Raw genomic sequence first — 18,388 nt, 5'->3', positions numbered from 1 at the left:
TCCAATCCGATTCATTTTAGACTAAATCAGTCAAAAAATGTATCTTTATCATTCATTTTGAATCCATATAGGCTAATAACAATACATTAGTCGTTCAACCTTTTAGTAGTTTTACCTCATGAATTTCATTAAAAATTGCGTTTTAATCCTTTTAATTTCAAGTGTTTTTTATTCCTGCAAAAAACAACCTACTCGTTCTTCAGAAGAAAAAACCAATTCAAAATCAATACAAACCAGCAAAGGACCATATAATCCGAGCATCCCTGTTGTTTGGAATCTCATCCATACAAAATTAGAAGTAGCATTCAATTTTGAAAAACAACATTTGCTTGGTAAAGCAACCATTCAATTAAAACCGCATTTTTATTCTCAAAATACGCTCGTATTACAAGCAAAAGGTTTTGATATTCATTCCATAAAATTTCAATATGGCGCAGAAATAAAATCCTATACCTACGATTCGCAAAACATTCGTATCACGTTTGATAAAATGTATTCAAGATTAGATACCCTAAACATCGTGATCGATTACACTGCCAAGCCAAACGACTTACCTAAAACAGGTAGTGACGCCATTACAGAAGAAAAGGGTTTGTATTTCATTGACCCATTAGGTACTAACCCTAAAAAACCTACACAAGTTTGGACGCAAGGCGAAACGGTTTCTTCTTCGTGCTGGTTTCCTACGCTAGATGCTACCAATCAGCGCTGCACACAAGAAATGTTCATTACAGCCGACAATAAGTATACCGTACTCTCTAACGGAGAATTGGTTTACAAAACGGAGGCGCCCAACAATCAAACTACATGGTATTGGGAAATGAAAAAACCACATGCACCGTATTTGTTTATGATGGCCGTTGGTGAATTCGCAAAAGTAACAGACACATGGAATGACATGGAAGTGAGTTATTATGTTGAACCTGAATTCGAAAAATACGCGCGGGATATTTTTGGCCAAACACCTGCTATGATTGACTTCTTTTCAACAAAATTAAATTACCCATATCCTTGGCCTAAGTATTCTCAAATTGTAGTGCGCGATTACGTTTCTGGCGCTATGGAAAACACCTCTGCAAGTGTTTTTATGGAAGCCTTACAAGTAGACGACCGCTATTTAGTAGATGATACTTGGGAAAGTATTATTGCACACGAATTATTTCACCACTGGTTTGGTGATTTGGTAACTTGCGAAAGCTGGGCAAATTTACCTTTGAATGAATCGTTTGCGAACTTCTCTGAAATTGCGTGGTACGAACATAGATGGGGTTTTGAGGCAAGCCTGAAACATGCGCAAGAAGATTTAGATGGGTATTTAAACGAAGCAAAAACACAACAAAATCCGCTTATACGTTATCACTACACGGATATAGAAGATATGTTTGACAGAACAAGTTATAATAAAGGCGGACTTGTTTTAAATTTATTACGCAATACCGTTGGCGAAGAAGCGTTTTACGCTTCCTTGCATCTATACCTAACACGCAACGCATACACGGCTGTTGAGATCGATGAATTGCGTATGGCTTTTGAAGATGTTACAGGCGAAGACATGCATTGGTTTTTTGATACCTGGTTTTTACAACGTGGACATCCACAACTCTTTGTAGAGCACCAAGCATCAAAAAAGAATACCACAAATATTATTATTGAACAACGCCAAGATACCATTGAAGGGACGCTATACAGAATTCCTTTGCAAATTGATTACCGAACAAAAACGGATACAACGTTACAGTCCAATCGCTATTGGATTGATTCCTATAAAGACACCATAAATTTACCTGTAGCTTTTGATGCACTGTCTTACCTTGTTGTGGACAGCAAACATGTAGTAGTTGGAACCATAGATCATAAAAAATCAAATTACTTATTAAAGAATGATTTAAAATATGGTACCGATTATCTAATTCGCCAACTAGCCTTTGAGCAATTAATTAAACCAGAAAACAACAAAGAGAATCCGTATGAAGTGCACCCAGAACTTACGGAACTTTTATTGCAAGGACTCAACGATAAATCGGCAGAGGTACGCAGCGTTGCAACATTTCAATTTGCAAAACATGCAATACCAAACCTTGAAACTATTTTCATTCCAAAGTTGAAAGAAATGGCAGCAACGGAACCGAATGGGGAATTACGTGGCACAACCATTCAACTACTTTCTTCCTTACCACAAAACGCATCGTTTATTAATATTTACAAACAAGGAATTGATGCACCATCCTATCATGTTGCTGGAGCATGTTTAAACGCATTGCTCAAACTGAATGATGAAGAAACCATTCAAAAAATTCCATCTTTTGAAGATGCTTCAAATGTTAATATTATTTCTCCTCTTGCTCAGTACTACACCAAAACAGGTGAACAGAAACACTATCAGTGGTTTGAAGACAAAATGAAACAAGCGTCGAGCCAAGATCTATATGATTTAATGGTTATATTTACTAAATATGCATTACAATTAAGTAATGAAGATAAAGCAAAAGCAATTGTATTTTTAAAACAAATCAGTATTGAAAATCAACATGAGGTGATTCGCAAGAATGCTAAAACATACGCTCAATACATTGAAAAATCAATCAAATAAAAAAAACCTACATCTACCTATATCTATATGAAACACTTAATCTATTCACTATTATTTTCGGCATGCATCCTCTTTGCATGTGAAAATAAAAAATCAGAACTGGTCACAGAATTAACAATCGATACATTAGCTTCTGGCACAACAAAAGGATTGGACTCAACCATTGCAGATGAAGTAACGCATATTGAAGTATTAAAACCAGATACTAAAACAATTGACAGCTTATTAAAAAAACCAGTAACAACGCCTGCAAATAATCCATTTGGTTTAAAATCGGGCGACAAACTTATACCTGCGCTTGCAAAGGATCCATTAAAAGAACGTATGAAAACCATACTGGGCGATAAGTATGCAGAATATGTTAAATTTTTAGCAACTGCAAAACCCTTGAAAAAAGATTCAGATGGATTTTTATATACACAAGGTGCTGCATCTGCAGGATCTAAAAATGAAGCCTTCTTTTTATATCACCACGAAAACGATGTATTGTTTTTAGGCTTTCAAAAAGGCACAGAACGTGTGATGCTAAACGATATGAAATCACGCATGTTCGCCCCTCAAAAAGTAGACGATTGGGTTGAAAGACCTGTAATTGAATAACGATTCTTATTGATATGAATATTGAAAAAATCCTGAACGATGTGAATTGTTCAGGATTTTTTTATTGTACCTATCTGAACGTTGATTCATTTGATTTTTAGCTAATCATCCCCGCTCCCTCGCTCTCCCTCGCGCCAGATAAGCTTCAGTCTGGTGTGTGCTACACTTTACACATTACACTTTTACTTTTTACTTTTTTTGCTGACCACTGATCACTGACCACTGATCACTTTTTTTTTACACTTTACACTTTTTACTGACCACTGAACACTGTTTAACTGATCACTCTCTCAAAGCCCACTTCCAATATTTGATCGCCCACTTTGTACTTCGTACTTTGTACTCTGTACTCCATACTCCGTACTCCGTACTTTCTTCCTATTCAAACACACGAAAAAAATCAGACAAATGCTCCACAATATCCGATGCAATCATCGCTGATTTAGATAAACGATTCGCTGCTGCATCGCCTGCATACCCATGCGCAAACACACCAATTTTAGCTGCATCTTCAGAAGTATATCCTTGAGCCAAAAGTGATGTTATAATACCCGTAAGCACATCGCCACTGCCAGCAGTTGCCATACCCGAATTGCCTGTAGAATTAAAATGCACTACACCTGTCGGCATAATCACTGCCGAGTAGGCACCTTTCAATACAATGACTACCTGCAGTTTCTTTGCAAGTTCAATCCCTTTTAGCAATCGTTCCCAACTATTTTCAAACGTAATCCCGGCTAAGCGCTCTAATTCCTTGGGATGCGGAGTCAAAATACTATTTGGTGGAATATTTTTTATAAGCTCCGGATGCGATGCCAATATATTTAAGGCGCTCGCATCAATCACCAATGGTATGTTAACGCCTTCAAGTAATTCTGCTAGTAAGATTGATGTTTGTTCATGTTCCCCTATCCCACAACCAATACCAATCGCATTATATAATTTCACATCCGGTAAGTGCGATACAACAAAATCATCTGCGTCAATACTTAATACAGCTTCCGGTAAAAGTGTTTGTAAAACCGCTACACCACATGCAGGTATATGCGCACAAACAAGACCAGCTCCAGAACGCACACAAGCTTTTGATGATAAGGCTGCAGCACCCATCATACCTCTGCTGCCAACAATAAGAAGCGCTTTCCCAAAAGTTCCTTTATGTGCAAAAACGGGACGCTTACGCATCAACAATTTAATATCAGAATCCCTTGAATAATAATAATTTGTTGCAAGATGTTCCGTACCCGCTTCTTTTAATCCGATATCAAGCACATGCCAAACACCTGTATACGATTCATTGTCGGACAAGAAAAACATCAATTTAGGTGTATGAAATGTAAGCGTATAATCGGCTTTAATAATCGAGCTATGCTTTGCAGGATAATCACAATATAAACCTGAAGGAATGTCTACCGAATACACGGTTGCGTTACTTGCATTGATGGCATCAATAACAGTGGCATACAAACCTGTCACTTCCTTGTTTAAACCTGAACCCAACAAGGCATCTACAAGCACAATATCCTTATGTATTGCCGGCATTTCTTCTTGTGAAGTAATTGTATTTACATCAACAAGCGAACGTATTGATTCTAAATTTGCCGCACAATCTTCAGAAAGCAAACCTGTGTTTAATAAATAAGGCTTTACTCTAAAACCCTTTAGAACTAATAATCGTGCGATTGCCAATCCATCACCTCCGTTATTTCCCTTCCCACAAAATATCCAAACTTCTTGTTCAACAGAAATATGTTGAACAAAATAGTTCACGAAGGCAATTGCTGCACGTTCCATTAATTGCAACGAAGAAATTTGTTCTTCTTCTTGTGTGTACACATCCAATTGATTCATCTGAGCAGCGTTGAGTACTTTCATAGGGATAGAATATATATTTGAAAGGAATATACGTATTTAAAACGTAGGCTGAAATGGATTTAATTTTTTATGTGTAAATATAAATGCAGTCAAAGACTGCAAAATAATAGACACCAGTCCGGTCTCTATCAATCTATATTGTACTATTAAAAACATCTCAAATAACAGTTAGTAGCGTATAGGAAAATCGAGACTGGCGCCAGCGAGCGCATAAACGTACCAAACCTTGGCATATTTAAGATTCGAAATAGTATTTCATTAAAGAAGATTGAATTACAAATCTCAAAAAAATAATGAATCAAAAATGCAGTCAAAGACTGCAAAATAATAGACACCAGTCCGGTCTCTATCAATCTATATTGTACTATTAAAAACATCTCAAATAACAGTTAGTAGCGTATAGGAAAATCGAGACTGGCGCCAGCGAGCGTACCAGAGAGCGTTCGCCCTGACCACTGTTTAATGACACCTGCCTCTGATTCCCTAACCATTATTTCATAATTCATAATTCATAATTCATAATTCATAATTCCTCAAATCTTCATCGCAACATACACCCCAAACGTCCTACTCGAATACGTGGGCATAACCACCACCTGTTTATTCCACTTATACTGATGCGTCCAATAGGCAAGTTGCACGCTTAGTATACCAATACCAGCACCAACCAAAACATCGCTCGTATAATGTTTATTGTTTACGATGCGTAAAGCACCAACTGAACTAGCTACCGCATAGGCTGCAATTGGATACCAGATGCTTTTGGATCCGAACTCTTTTTGTATCATGGCTGCGGCTAAAAATACTTGCGCACTATGACCCGAAGGGAAGGAATGATCATCGGATCCGTCTGGACGAATAACCTGTGTACCTCTTTTTAATAAACCTGTTGAAACAATCATAATGGCTTCTGCTTTGATGAAAAGGACTGCTCTATTTTTATAATCTGTCTTTCCTTTTACACCTAAGAAATCTAAACCAAAAATAAAAGGAACAGCTGCAAAACGTAGGTAATCATCTGCTGAAGTATGAAAATTGAGATTGCTCGAAACAACTGAATTTTTAATAGACAGGTCATTGAACGAGGTCTTATTCAATTTCATATACAAACCTAAGCCAATCAGTGCAACGGGAGCAATGGATTGTTTCACATACGCACCTACTTTTTTATTCTTATATACCGTATCTATCTGTGCTACAGATTGTGTAATACTATAAATAAATACAAGGAAAAATACGAACAATCGCTTATGCATGCTTTCTTTTAATTATTAATTTCAATATAAGTGTTCCGCTTTGCACCATTCACAAACTGCACAGAGGTACATATTTGAAGGTTTAGACATCAATTGTATAAAACTAAGCATTATTTGTAGATAACCCATTCTACTTTTAACTGCAAAATTGTGCTATTATACATATTTTTAACAATAGATTGAGTACTCATGCACATTGAATTAGCAAACTTCGAAAAAATATACACGCATTTTGTCGGCAATAAATCAGACGACGAGGGCATACAGATTTCTAAAACGCCTCTCCAATTAAACGATGAATCGTTGAAAGAAATTTTGTTAAACTACTTTACAAGTCCGTTTAAAAATAAAGAATACAATCGTTTTCATCACGAAGCAGATATTAATTTGAACGAATTGTTTACGTATTGCTCCAATATTTTTTCAGATCCAGATAGTTTGTATTTGCAAAGCATCAATATTGCAAAACACTTGTACGAACAATCCAAGCATCCTATGATTAAGGGAGGAGAATTGTATGTAGTTCATTTTGATGATTGTGTTATTGATGGAGAAAGTACAGATGCAATCGGAATTTTTAAATCTGAAACAAAAGAAACGTTCTTGAAAATATTCCCGAAAGGCGATGGATACGAAGCGGTATCGGATAAAGGCATTGATATACGTAAGTTGGATAAAGGATGCTTTATTGTAAACAGCGAAAAAGAACAAGGCTATAAGGTATGTATTGTAGACCAAACAAATAAATCAAGCGATGCACAATATTGGAAAGAAGATTTCTTGAATATTATAAGTCGCAACGACAGCTTCCACTACACCCAGAATTACATGTCGATGTGTAAGAGTTTTGTAACCGATAAAATGCCCGAAGATTTTGATGTTTCAAAAACAGATCAGATTGATTTACTTAACCGCTCTGCAACGTATTTTAAGAAGAATGAAAATTTTGAAATAAATGCATTTACAAATGATGTAATTCAAGATGAAGGCTTGATTGATGCGTTTAAAACCTATAAAAATACCTTTCAAGAAGATAGCAATTTAGCCATTGTAGATGAGTTTGAAATTTCTACACCTGCCGTGAAAAAATATTCTAAAGTCTTCAAAAGTGTATTAAAGTTGGATCGCAATTTCCACATCTATATTCACGGAGATAAAGATTTAATTGAAAAAGGCAGAGACGATGCCAGCGGAATGAATTTCTATAAAATATTTTACAAAGAAGAAAGTTAGGAAGGCTGAAGGCGGAAGGCTGAAAGCGAAAGGCTGAAAGCGAAAGGCGGAAGGCGGAAGGCGAAAGGCCTAAGATTTATACGTTAGGCTTTAGGCGTTAGGCTTTAGGCGTTAGGCTTTAGGCGTATTGCAACAAACCTACGGAACAACTCCTGCCCTTCTTCCCAATACCCTAATTTGGCAAGCGAACCAATATGTTCCCGATTACCGACAGAAATGAATTCTGAACCTGTAATTCCTGCCCATTTTTTTAATTCAGCAGCTGTTATATAGGGATCGTTTTCACTTGCAATCACAATAGAAACAAAAGGAAGTTTTTCTCGAGGCATAGGCGTAAATCCAACACATGCATTTGGGAAGTCTAGACGTTCTACATTGGGCATGGCTACTAAAAACGCACCTACAACATTCCTTAATTTTCCCTGCTTTGATGCATGCAGAATCGTTGCACAACCTAAACTATGTCCAATTAAAATGACAGGCTTGTCTGAAGCATGCAGTATCGTATTCTCCAGTTTATCTACCCATAAAGAACAGTCCGGTTTATCCCAATCTTTTTGTTCAACACGGATAATTTCTGGATACGCCATCTCCCAATATGTTTGCCAATGATCGGCCCCTGACCCATTTAAACCGGGTACCATTAAATAATTGAAATATGGTTCTAATTTCATAATTTCATGATTATATATATTAACAAAAATAGTAGTAATTTAAATACATGTCATATATTTTAATTAAGATATTATTAAAATTATTTTAGCAATAAAAAATTTACGAAAATTCATGAAAAAAAAACAAGAGCACCCTAAAATAATTCAGGATGAAATCATTAAAATAAACTACCCACTTTCAATCCTTATAGTCATTTGTATTTTAGTATACATCAAATCATTAAACTTTGGTTTGACGCATTTGGATGACACCATTTTTATTAATGATTTCCATGCCTTATTTTCTGACATCAAAAATCTTCCGCATTTGTTTTTCAGAGGCGTCTTTTTTGAAACATCAGATTCATATTATAGACCATTACTTATGGTTTCCTTTATGTATGACAAACTCTTAACTGGAAACCTATTCGCATACCATCTAACCAATCTACTCTTCCATATTAGCTCGTGCATTCTATTATATATTTTCTTTATAAAATTAAAAATCAGATCGGATATTAGCTTTATACTTGCACTATTATTTGCTGTTCACCCCGCCTTATCTCAAGCAGTTGTTTGGATCCCAGGCAGAAATGATTCCATGCTTACAACATTTGCATTGGCAAGTTTTATCTGCATCATAAACTATACCACGACACGAAAATGGCATACCTTATTTTTTCACTTCTTATTTTTAGCACTCGCCTTATTCACAAAAGAATCTGGCATCATTTTACCCATACTTATTTTTGGATATTTCGTCTTATTCGCAAAACAACACATTAAATATAATGTGATTGTATTTTTGGGATGGATTGCGATTGGAGCAATTTGGTTTTACATGCGCAGCATCTCTATTGAACCCATGATCAAACCAACAATATCCGAATATGTGGAACTATTTATCAGCCGATTGCCTCTATTTATTCAATATATAGGAAAATCCATTTTACCTTTTAACTTGTCTGTATTCCCTATGCAGGCTGACACTACGATCTATCTAGGATTGATTTCAGTAATTTTAATAGGCGTATTGATTTTCTTAAATAAAACATTTGATAAAAAAATGGTTTTATTTGGTCTCGCATGGTTTGTGTTTTTCTTAACACCAGCCTTTTTTGTACCAACTGCAATTAATGAGCAAGCTTTTGAGCATCGATTGTATCTACCTATAATTGGTTTATTTATTATATTAAGTGAATGCGTATTGTTTTCTAAAACGCGTATTCCAAATCAAAAAATTACTTTTTGGAGCTTTATGGCTGTCGGAATTCTATTTGTAGTCATTAACTATGGTCATCAACAAAAATTTAAAAATGAAATAACTTTTTGGGAAAATGCCGCGCTTGATAGTCCCTCTTCTAGCTATGCACATAAAATGCTCGGCATAAAATATTTCAATAAAAAAACCTTCGATTTGTCAAATAAAGAAATCAAACGTGCATTGGAAATAGATTCAACAGAGAAATATGTGAATTTCTACTATGCCAAAAACCTGCAACAAAAAAATGAAAAAGATCCAAAATTAGAGTACTTCCTTTTACAAGAAGAAAAAAACAATCCTGGCTTCATAGATAATGTATTTGAATTAGCACGCGTAAACTTTGAAAAGGGAGATAAGGTTAAAGCAAAATATTATTTAGAAGAATGTGTCAGAAGCACGCCTTCATTTATGATTGCAAAAAGCAATTTGCTGATATTGCTTATGGAAAATGGTGAAAAACAAGAAGCACTTGATTATATCAATCAATGGAAGAAAGACAAAACAGGCGTTCCAAAAGGCTTAGAGGAGCAAGTAAATAAAATGTAAGTAAAATGCCTCTAGACAACCTATTTTCTAGAGGCATTTTTCATATATGAAAATCAATCTGCTTTTTATTCCAAGGTTCGAATCACCTTACACGGATTTCCTGCAGCAAATACATTCGCAGGAATGTCTTTTGTAACAACACTACCAGCTCCTATCGTTGTATTCTCACCAATGGTAATGCCTTGACAAATAATAACACTACCACCCAACCATACATTATCTTTGATGGTAATGGGGCTCGCTAACTCAGGACCTTTAATGCGTTCCGCTGCTTTTAATGGATGGTAAGCGCCATAGAAACTCACATTGGGACCAATAAACACATTGTCGCCCATAGTAAATTGAGAACAATCTAAAACGGTAACATTGAAATTAATAAAAACATTCTTACCTAGATGTATGTGTTGACCATAATCACAGAAAAATGGAGGTTGAATATCAATGTTCTGTCCTGTTGAACCTAGCAATGATTTCAAAAGCAAACCTCGTTCTAAGACTTGTTCGTTCAACGTTTGATTGTATTCTGTAAACAAGGCGCGTGCTTTATTTCGCATGTGCATTAAAACAGGATCGTTTGCCATATACAATTCGCCCGCAAGCATTTTTTCTAGTTCTGTCATACAAAATATATTTTCGCTTCTAGAAGATACTTATTTTTCTTTGAAACAAAAAAAGGCCTTTGTAAATGAATCTACAAAGGCCTTTTTTAAACAAAGCACAATCAATTCCAACCGCCGCCTAATGCCCTGTATACATTCACAACGGTATCTAATCTTCTTTTCTTAATTTCAATCAATTGCAACTTCGACTGCAAAGCTGCAGAACGTGTTATGATTACTTCAAGATAGGTGGCTCTTCCGGTTAAAAACAATTCGGATGCCGTCTCTATAGAAGTTGTAAGTACTTCTACTTCTTGATTTTTTAATTCATATATCTGACTTAAATTATCCATATAAACCAATTGATTGTACACTTCAACATACCCAGTTAAAATATTCTTCTGATACGTATACATTGCCTCTACTTGCTCAGCTTTAGCCGATCTAAAGCTTGCTTTGATGGCACTTTGATTGATCAATGGGGTAATCAACCCTCCAAGTGCATTGTATGCCATGGATTGTGGGGAGAAAATAAAATTGGGATTAAAAGAATTCAACCCCAAGGTTGCCGTAATGCTGAAAGACGGATAAAAGGCCGCTTTCGCAGCACGCACATTCGCTTTACTTGCCTTTAGTTCTAATTCTGATTTTTTTATATCCGGCCGATTACTCAACAACTGACTTGGTATACCTACTTGAATTTGAGCCGGAACATCTCGATCAAATTTATTGGTATTAACATCAATCGTTTGGGGATATCTGCCCAACATAGAATTTAATTTATTTTCTGTATGAATAATTTGTTGTGCCAACTCCAACTTCAAAATTCGAGATTGCAACAACTGCGCTTGAAATTGATTCACAGCTAATTCATTCGCTCTGCCTGCTTCCTTTTGAACGTGCACAATATTTAATTGATCTTCCTGGAGTTTGATTGTTTCATCGATAATAGAAATTTCACTTTTGTACGAAAGCAATTCATAATAGGTCGATGCAACTTCTGCAATCAAGTTTGTGACAAGCCAATTCTTCCCTTCTACAGTAGCCAAGTATGCAGCAGTTGCTGCTCTGCGTTTATTCTTAAGCTTACCCCAAACATCTACTTCCCATGAACTTCTTAAACCCACAAAATATTCAGGCACTATATTGTTTGGCACCTTTTGTTTGTCATCAATATTGGGTGATAAATTGGTATCAAAATTACCTACACCTGCCATGGTATAATCACCAAACTTTTCGCCACCGGCTACCACGGATCCTTGAACTTTTGGTGCAGATAACCCTTTCGCATATTTAACCTGTGCTTGAGACGACTTAATTTTTTGATAGGCAATTAACACATCAAAATTATTTTTTAATGCGGTATCAATCAGGTCTACCAATAGCGGGTCAGAAAAATATTCTTTCCAATTAATGGCAGCAACATTTGACGAATCAGATGTTGTTATATACTGGCTTGGCAATGCCTTCGTTACAAGATCCGTATTAGACTTTGATGTAGCGCAGGCATTCAAAAAGGCTATAATACTAAGACACAAACCAATCCTATATATTAATTTTATGTAGTGAGTCATCTTATTTATCAATTAATATTTTTTTAGTATTCTTATTGCTTGTCATTTTGAATTGCAGGTTTGTAAAAAACACAAACAGACCTGGTATTATTATCAAACCCAATAGGGTGCCAATAAACATACCGCCCGCACCAGCCGTACCAATGGTTCTGTTACCAATAGCACCTGCACCTGTTGCTATCATTAGTGGCACCAAACCTGCAACAAATGCAAAGGATGTCATTAAGATGGGTCTAAAGCGCGCAATAGCTCCTTCAATAGCTGCTTGCATGGGCGCATATCCTTCTTTCTGTTTTAATAAAGCGAACTCAATAATTAGAATGGCATTTTTACCTAACAGACCAATCAACATTACTAGGGCAACTTGCGCATAAATATTATTTTGTAATCCCAATACATACAATAAGAAATAAGCACCAAATATCCCGGTAGGTAAAGACAGAATTACAGCTAAAGGAAGAAGGAAACTTTCGTATTGTGCAGATAAAATCAAATACACGAAGATTAAACAAATCACAAAGATAATAGCAACCTGACTACCCGATTCAATTTCATCGCGGGTCATACCAGACCATTCAAAGGTATATCCTTTAGGTAAATACTTTTCTCCTGTTTCTGTTATGGCTTTTATAGCATCCCCACTGCTATAGCCTATAGTTGGTTCACCATTAATCATTGCAGCCGTAAACATATTGTGGCGCGTCAATTGCTCTGGACCATAAATACGCTCAATAGAAATGAAGGTAGAATATTGCACCATCTCACCTTCTTTGTTTTTTACATACAGTTTTAAAATATCCTGGGGTTGAGCTCTGTACCGAGGTAAAGCTTGCACCACAACTTTATACATTTGTCCAAAACGAATAAAGTTGGTAGCATAATAACTTCCAATCAAGGCTTGTAAATTCTCCATCGCATTGTTCACCGTTACCCCTTTTTGTGCAGCCTTATCGTAATCAATATTTATAAGATACTGCGGAAAGTTCGCATCAAAACTTGAAAAAGCTTCTTCAATTTCTTCGCGTTTATTTAATTCAAAAATAAAGGCATCTGTTACAGTCTGAAGTTTTTGCAAATCTCCAGAACCGGTTCTGTCCTGTATTCTAAATTCAAAACCACTCGCATTGCCATATCCAGGTACTGCAGGCGGAGGAAAGAATTGAATATCTGCATCGTTCAAATCTTTGGTATCACGTTCCAAGGAATCTATGATATCATTTACAGAAATCCCACGTTCGGTCCAGGGTTTTAAGTTTATCATCGCCATACCAAAGGTTGCGCCAGAACCTTCTGTCATGATGTTGTAGCCAGCCATAGTAGAAACAGACTCTATTGCGTCGTACTTTTTAGTCATGCGTTGTATGTTATCGACAACACGTTCCGTACGTTCTAAGGTTGCTCCAGAAGGTGTAGTAACACTTGCATAAATAGTACCTTGGTCTTCTGTAGGAATAAATGCCGTTGGCAGCAATGCTCCAAAACCCACAATACCAATTCCAAATAAAATTAACAAACCAAACGTAACAACATTTCGATTGATTATCAATTTCAATAACGATTGATACCTAAAAGTGAGATCATTAAACGCTTTATTAAATACATAAAAGAATCTATGCAACCACGTATTTTGCTTTTTATGACTTGAATGATTTTTGAGTAATAAAGCACAAAGCGCAGGCGTCAGTGTTAATGCATTCACACCAGATATAACAATCGCAATTGCCATGGTAATGGAAAACTGTCTGTAAAAAACACCTACCGGACCCGACATAAAAGCAACTGGAATAAACACGGCAGACATCACAAGTGTAATGGCGATGATGGCACCGCTGATCTCTTTCATAGATGCATGCGTTGCCTCAAGGGGACTTAGGTGCTCTTTTTCCATTTTAACGTGCACCGACTCTACCACAACAATTGCGTCATCAACAACAATACCAATGGATAATACCAATGCAAATAAGGTCAAAAGATTGATCGAGAAATCAAGCATATCCATAAAGAAAAACGTACCGATCAAAGAAACGGGTACTGCAATAATGGGAATGATGGTAGAACGAAAATCTTGTAAAAACAAAAATACCACCAATGCAACAAGTATAAATGCTTCAATCAAGGTTTTGATTACTTCATGAATAGATGCATCTAAAAACCGCGACACATCATAACTGATGGTGTAGTCCATGCCCGAAGGAAAAGTAGAAACTTTCAACTCGGCCATTTTAGTTTTAATATTTTCGATTACCTCACTCGCGTTAGAGCCTGGTCGTTGTTTTAATATAATAGCTGCAGATGGTCTGCCATTTTCTTTAGACAATACATCGTAATCCAAGGATCCGAATTCAATTTCTGCAATGTCTTTCAACCGCAATGTTTGTCCTTCTGAACTTGCTTTAACAGGTATGTTTTCATACTGTTCCTTTGTCGTAAATTTCCCCGAATACCGCAATACATATTGCAAAGATTGAGATTTACGACCAGAGCTTTCACCCACTTTACCAGGTGCAGCTTCTATATTTTCAGCACGTAGCGCATTGATTACATCCTCTGCAGCAATATCATACACCGTCATCCGATCGGGCTTCAACCAAATACGCATAGAATATTCTCTAGACCCCATGATATCAGCAAAGCCAACCCCATTGATACGCTTCAATTCAGCCAATACATTGATGTCTGCAAAATTGTATAAAAACTTTTCATCGGCAGTTGTATCCGTGCTCAATATGTTAATATACATCAACATACTATTCACTTCTTTTTCTATAATAATGCCTGATTTTATAACTTCTTCAGGCATTTCATCCAAGACTGCAGTTACTCTATTTTGAACATTCACAGAAGCTAAATCAGGATTGACACCAGCATTAAAATAAATTTGAATGATACTGGTACCATCGTTCCCCGAAACAGAGGTCATATACGACATACCCGACACGCCATTAATAGCACGTTCTAATGGCGTCACGACTGCTTTCGCACATACTTCAGCACTTGCACCCGTATACTTTGTAGTTACAGCAACCACTGGCGGTGCAATGTCTGGATATTGTGTTACGGGCAATTTTACTAAGGATAGCAATCCTAAAAAAACAATTACCAATGAAATTACAATTGATAATACGGGCCTATCTATAAACTTGTTAAACATAGTTGTACGTTAAATACCTAAGACTTCTTTAAATGAGAAAACGCATTGAATTAAAATTGACCAATTAATTTCCGGAGTGGAATAAAATTGGGTGTGACTTCAACGCCTTCTCGCACGTCTTGAATGCCTTCGTAAATAAAACGATCTGTCGTACTGATCCCTGAAGCAATGATAAACAAGTGCGGTATGCGCATTTTAGGCAATACACAACGCGCTCTAACAATATTATTTGTATCTACAACATACACAAACATGCGATCTTGTATTTCGTAGGTGCTCTTCTGTGGAATGATTAATACATTTTTCACCGCACGCGTAATACGGACTTTACCGCTTGAGCCGTGCTTTAATAATTTATCCGGATTGGAAAAGCGTGCACGAAATGCAATGCTTCCGGTGGTATTATCAAACTCCCCTTCTATCGTTTCAATTTGTCCTGTAAATTTATGTTCTTCGTTGTTTGCAAGAATTAACTTTACAGATTTACTAAAGGATTCATTTTTATCTGATTTAAAATCCAGATATTCTTTTTCAGAAACATTAAAATAAGCATACACTTCACTATTATCAGACAAGGTTGTAAGCAAGGTTCCTTCATCAATCAAACTACCCACTTTATTTGGTATACGATCTAATATGCCATCAAAAGGTGCGCGCACTTCTGTATAAGATAATTTCAACTTTGCGCTTTCTTCGTGGGAACGGGCTTCGTCAATATTGGCGTTTAATGCATCTAATTTTGCAAGTGCCATGTCCATTTCTGTTTTGGAAACAACATTTTTATCAACCAATATTTTCACATTCTGCACATTCAACTCCGCTGACTTGGCTTCCGCTATGGCATTTTTCAAATTTGCTTTTGCTTTGAGTACCTCTTCTTTATACTCTTGACTGCCAATACGAAATAGTACTTGTCCTTTTTTTACAGCCATACCTTCATCCACTACAATGGCTTCCAAATATCCTTTCACGCGCGAACGTATATCCACATTTTTAATGGAATGTATATCGGCCACAAAATCAATAAAATAGGTGGTATCGATTAAAATGGGTTTTGTAACGGTGAATTTTTCAGCTTGTTTATCCCCTTTTTTATTGGAACAACTCAATGCTACAAATTGCAATAATAGGCAACTATAAATAAGTATTTTTTTCATAATAAATATTAATACACCCTAAGAGAACTTCTTAAGATAATGAGAGATTAAACGAATGATTGTATTACGGTTGGGTATTCTCCTACATTACATGGATGCATGCAACATAGCTTTGGTTAGGAATTAGGTGGTGGAGAAAAAATATCTAAAAATTCAACACGGATCATTTCAACAGCATGCATCTTATATGCTGAAGTGATATAATAATAAGAAGTATTATGTTGTACATCCGAAGGGACAGCAGATGAAACAACTTCGGTTTCTACTTCCAATTCATTCTCAATATTAAAATTGTCAAAAAGTGATTGTTCATCAGCCAGTTCTACTTTAACCTCTTCGCCATCCGTAAGGTCTTCTTCTGAATAAAAATCAGCACACGTTTCAGCGATTACATTTGAACTAAAATTGTCTACATAGATTTCTTGCGCTCCGATTATAGACAAGGCGCTTATTAATATTATTAAGAAATATGTATAAAAGAATTTCCGCATAGTACGTTACAAATACAAGTTACCAATTCCTTTGATAAATACCATATAAAACCCGCAGAGCCAATTTTAAAGAAGACAGAAAAACCCACGTTTCAACACCAATATTGCTGACTGTACTAAGAAAAATCCATATTTAAAGTAGAATTTTAAAAAAACACATGACGAAGCGCCTAATTTTAATGAAAAAATTATAGCTAAATACATTCAGAAGAATCATGTATTATGTACTAAAACCATTGATTCTTGATTTTCATAATTGAATTATCATTTAAACTCAATCTTCTTCATTATACATAATCTTATGTTCATCTAAAAATGCTTTTATCTGATCTACATGTACACATTGCCCTAAATGAATAAAGGAGTAATCCGTTACTTTTTTTAGTTTATTGTTAATCAATATTTCGGTTTCAATCAAATCAAAACCCAAATGCAAATGCTTGGTAGAAGATTGCATACCACACACATAACCAGATTTATTAAAGAGTGGACCACCACTCTGACCTTTTAATCCTGGAGTGCTCAGTTCAATACCTACAATACCAGACGGATCAGCAAGGAAACGGGTAACCATTCCATCTATCGGAAAACGTGGGGAATGCGTTACCCCTTCGGCCGTCCATTCTATGTCATCAGCAGCCTCATTAAATCTAAAATTGGTAAACTCAGGAAAAGGAAATCCCAATCGACACATCGTTTCACCTTGTTTGATTTCTGCACCATTCTTTTTAAAAACAGCAACATCCGTATACATCACTTTTTTAAAATCATTCAATTTTAAAATAGCTAAATCAAGCGTCGGATGAAGGTGCATCGTAAAGCCAGACATTTGATCCACGGCATCTACAAACGTAATTTTAATTTGAATAACAGTTTCAGGAGTAAATTTATATTTCAACTCCAAGCCTTTTAAATTGCTTTTGTATTTTGAATCGTTGGGCAAACGATCCCTCTCTGCTTTAAATGCTGCATACTGTTGATTGATATTTTCAGATGCAATCAACATGTCTACCACGTGTTTGCATGTAACTGCATACCCAAGATTATTCACAAAAAACATTGTTGCTGCACCTGCAATAATTTGCTTACCGCCATATGTGCGCATAATCGTATGTATGGGACGTGTATAATTGGAGACTTTATCGATTGCTTCTACAAACATGGTTTTATGTTTTAGGTAATATGTTATATGTATTATGTTTTATGTAATAGGTGTTAAGTAATATGTTTCTCAGCCGTTTTCACCATGGTTTGTGACGCACAAACCATTCAAGCCCTTATTGGTTTTCCCGCCTGAACAAAACGTTACATAATGAACAAAGAACTGCGCGGGGCACCAACAACTTTCTATAATTTAACATTAAGCTAACTCTTTTCTAATTTGCTTAGCCGTTGTTGG

General features: G+C 36.0%; 13 protein-coding genes. 4 read left to right on the top strand and 9 right to left on the bottom strand.

The annotated features are described in order from the left end of the window. Nucleotides 1-118 precede the first annotated feature (118 nt). Together Q0543_RS11595 and Q0543_RS11590 are read left to right on the top strand one after the other, a co-directional pair. Nucleotides 119-2,590 carry a M1 family metallopeptidase gene (locus tag Q0543_RS11595; RefSeq protein ID WP_299253010.1) on the top strand — a complete coding sequence of 824 codons (2,472 nt, stop codon included), beginning with the start codon at nucleotides 119-121 and terminating at the stop codon, nucleotides 2,588-2,590. A gap of 27 nt (nucleotides 2,591-2,617) precedes the next feature. Next, nucleotides 2,618-3,190: a hypothetical protein gene (locus Q0543_RS11590; RefSeq protein ID WP_299253007.1), complete on the top strand. Its 573-nt coding sequence runs from the start codon at nucleotides 2,618-2,620 to the stop codon at nucleotides 3,188-3,190. A 378-nt stretch (nucleotides 3,191-3,568) separates the two neighbouring features. Here the strand turns inward: Q0543_RS11590 and Q0543_RS11585 are convergent, their stop codons facing one another. Next, on the bottom strand, nucleotides 3,569-5,065 hold the full coding sequence (locus Q0543_RS11585) for an NAD(P)H-hydrate dehydratase (protein WP_299253004.1): 1,497 nt from the start codon (nucleotides 5,063-5,065) through the stop codon (nucleotides 3,569-3,571). 533 nt (nucleotides 5,066-5,598) lie between these two features. Continuing rightward, nucleotides 5,599-6,321, bottom strand: coding sequence for a phosphatase PAP2 family protein (locus Q0543_RS11580; RefSeq protein ID WP_299253001.1), 723 nt, complete (start codon nucleotides 6,319-6,321; stop codon nucleotides 5,599-5,601). Between the two features lie 189 nt (nucleotides 6,322-6,510). Here Q0543_RS11580 and Q0543_RS11575 point away from each other — a divergent pair, with 189 nt between their 5' ends. Next, nucleotides 6,511-7,554 carry a nucleoid-associated protein gene (locus Q0543_RS11575; RefSeq protein WP_299252998.1) on the top strand — a complete coding sequence of 348 codons (1,044 nt, stop codon included), beginning with the start codon at nucleotides 6,511-6,513 and terminating at the stop codon, nucleotides 7,552-7,554. A gap of 104 nt (nucleotides 7,555-7,658) precedes the next feature. On the opposite strand, the gene Q0543_RS11570 is transcribed toward Q0543_RS11575, so the two are convergent. Next, nucleotides 7,659-8,228 (bottom strand): alpha/beta hydrolase, encoded by a 570-nt coding sequence (locus Q0543_RS11570; protein ID WP_299252995.1) that lies wholly within the window; start codon nucleotides 8,226-8,228, stop codon nucleotides 7,659-7,661. A gap of 112 nt (nucleotides 8,229-8,340) precedes the next feature. Between Q0543_RS11570 and Q0543_RS11565 the strand changes: the two genes are divergently transcribed. Then, nucleotides 8,341-10,017, top strand: a complete 1,677-nt coding sequence (locus Q0543_RS11565; RefSeq protein ID WP_299252992.1) for a tetratricopeptide repeat protein — start codon at nucleotides 8,341-8,343, stop codon at nucleotides 10,015-10,017. A gap of 65 nt (nucleotides 10,018-10,082) precedes the next feature. Here the strand turns inward: Q0543_RS11565 and Q0543_RS11560 are convergent, their stop codons facing one another. From Q0543_RS11560 to Q0543_RS11535, 6 genes are all read right to left on the bottom strand, one after another. Next, a complete protein-coding gene (locus tag Q0543_RS11560; RefSeq protein ID WP_299252989.1) occupies nucleotides 10,083-10,637 on the bottom strand; it encodes a sugar O-acetyltransferase in 555 nt (184 codons plus the stop codon). Between the two features lie 101 nt (nucleotides 10,638-10,738). After that, nucleotides 10,739-12,190 carry a TolC family protein gene (locus Q0543_RS11555; RefSeq protein WP_299252986.1) on the bottom strand — a complete coding sequence of 484 codons (1,452 nt, stop codon included), beginning with the start codon at nucleotides 12,188-12,190 and terminating at the stop codon, nucleotides 10,739-10,741. 1 nt (nucleotide 12,191) lies between these two features. Continuing rightward, nucleotides 12,192-15,341 (bottom strand): efflux RND transporter permease subunit, encoded by a 3,150-nt coding sequence (locus Q0543_RS11550; RefSeq protein ID WP_299252983.1) that lies wholly within the window; start codon nucleotides 15,339-15,341, stop codon nucleotides 12,192-12,194. A 50-nt stretch (nucleotides 15,342-15,391) separates the two neighbouring features. Beyond that, nucleotides 15,392-16,498 carry an efflux RND transporter periplasmic adaptor subunit gene (locus Q0543_RS11545; RefSeq protein ID WP_299252981.1) on the bottom strand — a complete coding sequence of 369 codons (1,107 nt, stop codon included), beginning with the start codon at nucleotides 16,496-16,498 and terminating at the stop codon, nucleotides 15,392-15,394. Between the two features lie 116 nt (nucleotides 16,499-16,614). Continuing rightward, nucleotides 16,615-16,941 (bottom strand): hypothetical protein, encoded by a 327-nt coding sequence (locus Q0543_RS11540; protein WP_299252978.1) that lies wholly within the window; start codon nucleotides 16,939-16,941, stop codon nucleotides 16,615-16,617. A 322-nt stretch (nucleotides 16,942-17,263) separates the two neighbouring features. After that, entirely contained in the window at nucleotides 17,264-18,151 is an 888-nt protein-coding gene (locus Q0543_RS11535; protein ID WP_299252975.1) for a serine protease, read from the bottom strand. Nucleotides 18,152-18,388: the final 237 nt, after the last annotated feature.

Source organism: uncultured Cytophaga sp., assembly GCF_937863595.1.
Taxonomy (GTDB): domain Bacteria; phylum Bacteroidota; class Bacteroidia; order Cytophagales; family Cytophagaceae; genus Cytophaga.
Note: the sequence above shows the minus strand (reverse complement) of the source record. Positions and strands in the feature narration are given on the sequence as shown.